General features: G+C 30.4%; 5 protein-coding genes. 2 read left to right on the top strand and 3 right to left on the bottom strand.

Annotation, left to right across the window (positions count from 1 at the left end; translation table 11 throughout):
* On the top strand, window positions 1–649 hold a 649-nt coding region (locus tag VIM70_RS10590; RefSeq protein WP_331945728.1), incomplete at its 5' end, for a sigma 54-interacting transcriptional regulator.
* Window positions 650–728: 79 nt separating this feature from the next.
* Here the strand turns inward: VIM70_RS10590 and VIM70_RS10595 are convergent.
* The 3 genes from VIM70_RS10595 to VIM70_RS10605 form a co-directional block, all read right to left on the bottom strand.
* Window positions 729–1,367: an ATP-dependent Clp protease proteolytic subunit gene (locus VIM70_RS10595; RefSeq protein WP_331945729.1), complete on the bottom strand. Its 639-nt coding sequence runs from the start codon at window positions 1,365–1,367 to the stop codon at window positions 729–731.
* 156 nt (window positions 1,368–1,523) lie between these two features.
* A complete protein-coding gene (locus tag VIM70_RS10600; RefSeq protein WP_331945730.1) occupies window positions 1,524–1,760 on the bottom strand; it encodes a DUF2922 domain-containing protein in 237 nt (78 codons plus the stop codon).
* Between the two features lie 55 nt (window positions 1,761–1,815).
* A complete protein-coding gene (locus VIM70_RS10605) occupies window positions 1,816–2,040 on the bottom strand; it encodes a DUF1659 domain-containing protein (protein WP_331945731.1) in 225 nt (74 codons plus the stop codon).
* A 276-nt stretch (window positions 2,041–2,316) separates the two neighbouring features.
* On the opposite strand from VIM70_RS10605, the gene VIM70_RS10610 reads away from it, so the two are divergent.
* On the top strand, window positions 2,317–2,529 hold a 213-nt coding region (locus VIM70_RS10610), incomplete at its 3' end, for a glucosaminidase domain-containing protein (RefSeq protein ID WP_331944946.1).

Here is a 2,529-nt window from a genome sequence, read left to right on the forward strand (position 1 = left end):
GCTTGATCTTCAAGCTATACTTTTAAGAGTTATAGAACAAAAAAATTTTATGAGGATTGGGAGCAATATTTCAACAAGTGTTGATGTAAGAATAATTACAGCTACAAATAAAAATTTAAAAGAGAAAATAAAACAAAAACAGTTCAGAGAAGATCTTTTCTATCGCCTTGCAATTATAAGGATAAATATACCTCCGTTAAGAGAAAGAAAAGAAGATATTCTTCTCCTAACAAATAATTTTATAAATCTTATTTGTAAGAGAATAAACAAGCTTCCTGTTACTCTTTCCCCTGAGGCTAAAGATTTTTTTGTTACCTATACATGGCCAGGGAATGTACGTGAATTACAAAACTTTTTGGAAGGTACAATTCAAATTTATGACGATGCAATAATAACTTTAAGCCATATAAAACTTTATTTTAACACTGACTTGCAACTTTATAATGAATCTAAACTCTATCCTCCTGTGCAACTTCATAATTCTGCTGCAATAGTTATAAATGATAAAAATACGGTTAATTTAGGTGATAAAGAAAAGATGATAAAAGCACTAGATATCAATAAGTACAACAAAACAAAAACAGCTAAATATCTTGGAATATCAAGACGAACATTATATAGAAAATTAGTTGAATATAACCTCTCTTAAGAATAGCTTCTAAATTTTTTTTATTAGTATTACCTATCAGATGTTGGAAGTGAAGCGTACAATGCTGTTGCTAATAATATTAAAATATTTCATCTAAATCGGTTATAATTTTATCGGCTAACCCAAGTGAAATAATTTCATCAGACGTAAGCCACCAATCTTTTCGATAATTTTTAGTATAGAGTTTATCTGTAATATTTGTATTTGCTACAATAAAATCTTTAACTCTTTTTTCTTGTCTTTGTGTAAACTCAAAATTGTCTAAAACTTTATCTGTATTACCCATGGCACCTGTACTACCTGAATGAATTAAAGCTGTTGTATCTTGGAACACATATCTGTGTCCTTTTGAACCTGCTAGTAACATTAATCCAGCAGAACTGTATGTTTTCCCTAGGCCTATTGTATACACCGGTGTTTTGGATAGTTGAAGAACGTTTATGAAATTTAATACCGCTGGTAAATCGCCACCATTAGAATTTATCAAGATCTTAATAGGGATTCTTTCATCAGAAGTTTTACCTTTGTCCTGTTTATTCCACTTTATAATCATTAATGAAAAATCAACCAAACTATCATCAATATCAAAATTCCAAAATATTTCTCTATTTTTAATTCTCTCATAATAATCTAATGTTTCTGGGTCAGGTAGATTTAATTTTGTTAATCCCTTAACCTCATCATCAAAGAATATATCCCAGTCTTTTTTTACAATCATAATTCACCTTACTTCCTTTATATTAATAAATTGTATATTATATTATATGCATGCAGATAACTGTAGTTCCCCTTTGCAAATAAAAGCATCTATAGCTCAAACACTTTTTTCAAAGTGTCTATTCTATAGATGCTTTTTTACTCTGTTGCTATTTTTCTAAGCTACAGCAACTGTACTAGTAGCTGTGGAAACTATCTTAGCATCTTTCTTGCCAACTAAATCTCCATTAGATGATAAGAAAATGTTGTTTGAGATAACTAAATCCATAAGAGCCTTTACCTCAATTTCTGTGACTGTTGGCACTCCAGTTTCATCAGCTTTAATGTCATCTACAGTTAAAGTAAAATACTTCCCTTCTACAACTGTTAAAAATCTCATAATTAATTTATGCATATCATTATTCCTCCTTTAAATTTTAAACTTTTGATGAAAAACTATTCAATAAGTCTTATTCCATAAGTAAACTAAACTGATCTTGTCTGTCTAATGAAAATAATGGATAAGTTTTGATATTAGAGATAGCTTGTCCTACTGCAAATATGTCTGTATCCACTGCAGTAACTTTTAAATTACTTAGTGTTTTTGTTACAAACTGATCCTTGCCATCCTCTCCCACCCCTACTTTCATTGTCATTCTTAATGCACTTGCCACTTTTGTAGATACAACTGCCATACTAATCACTCCTTTCATTTTGTTTTCACTGAATATATATGACGTTCCAGAATTTTGTGCGAAGTTTTCTGAAAAGATTTAATTATTTAAAGGCTTTAAATTTATTTATTTATTGTAACAATATTACAATTGGAAGCGCTGATTCATTAATCTGATATTTTATCAGTCTCCCTACCACGGTATTCTCTGAGCTTCTTACAGTGATATCCTCCATTGGTAGATAACCGTGACAAAGTATCATATATATAAGTTAAAACCCTAAAGGAGGAATCACCAATGGACAAAACCCAAATAATAAAAAGTCTCATCCCAGGAGCTTTACTATCCTATGAAAAATACAACATACTCCCATCCCTAACCATAGCTCAAGCCATACTAGAAACAGGCTGGTTGCAGCATGTTAAAGGTAATAACATCTTCGGTATAAAATGGACAGCAGGTTGTGGATATGAAGTTCAAGAATTTAACACTCATGAATTTATAAGTGGT

It is taken from the genome of Clostridium sp., assembly GCF_036569345.1.
GTDB lineage: Bacteria > Bacillota > Clostridia > Clostridiales > Clostridiaceae > Clostridium_AD.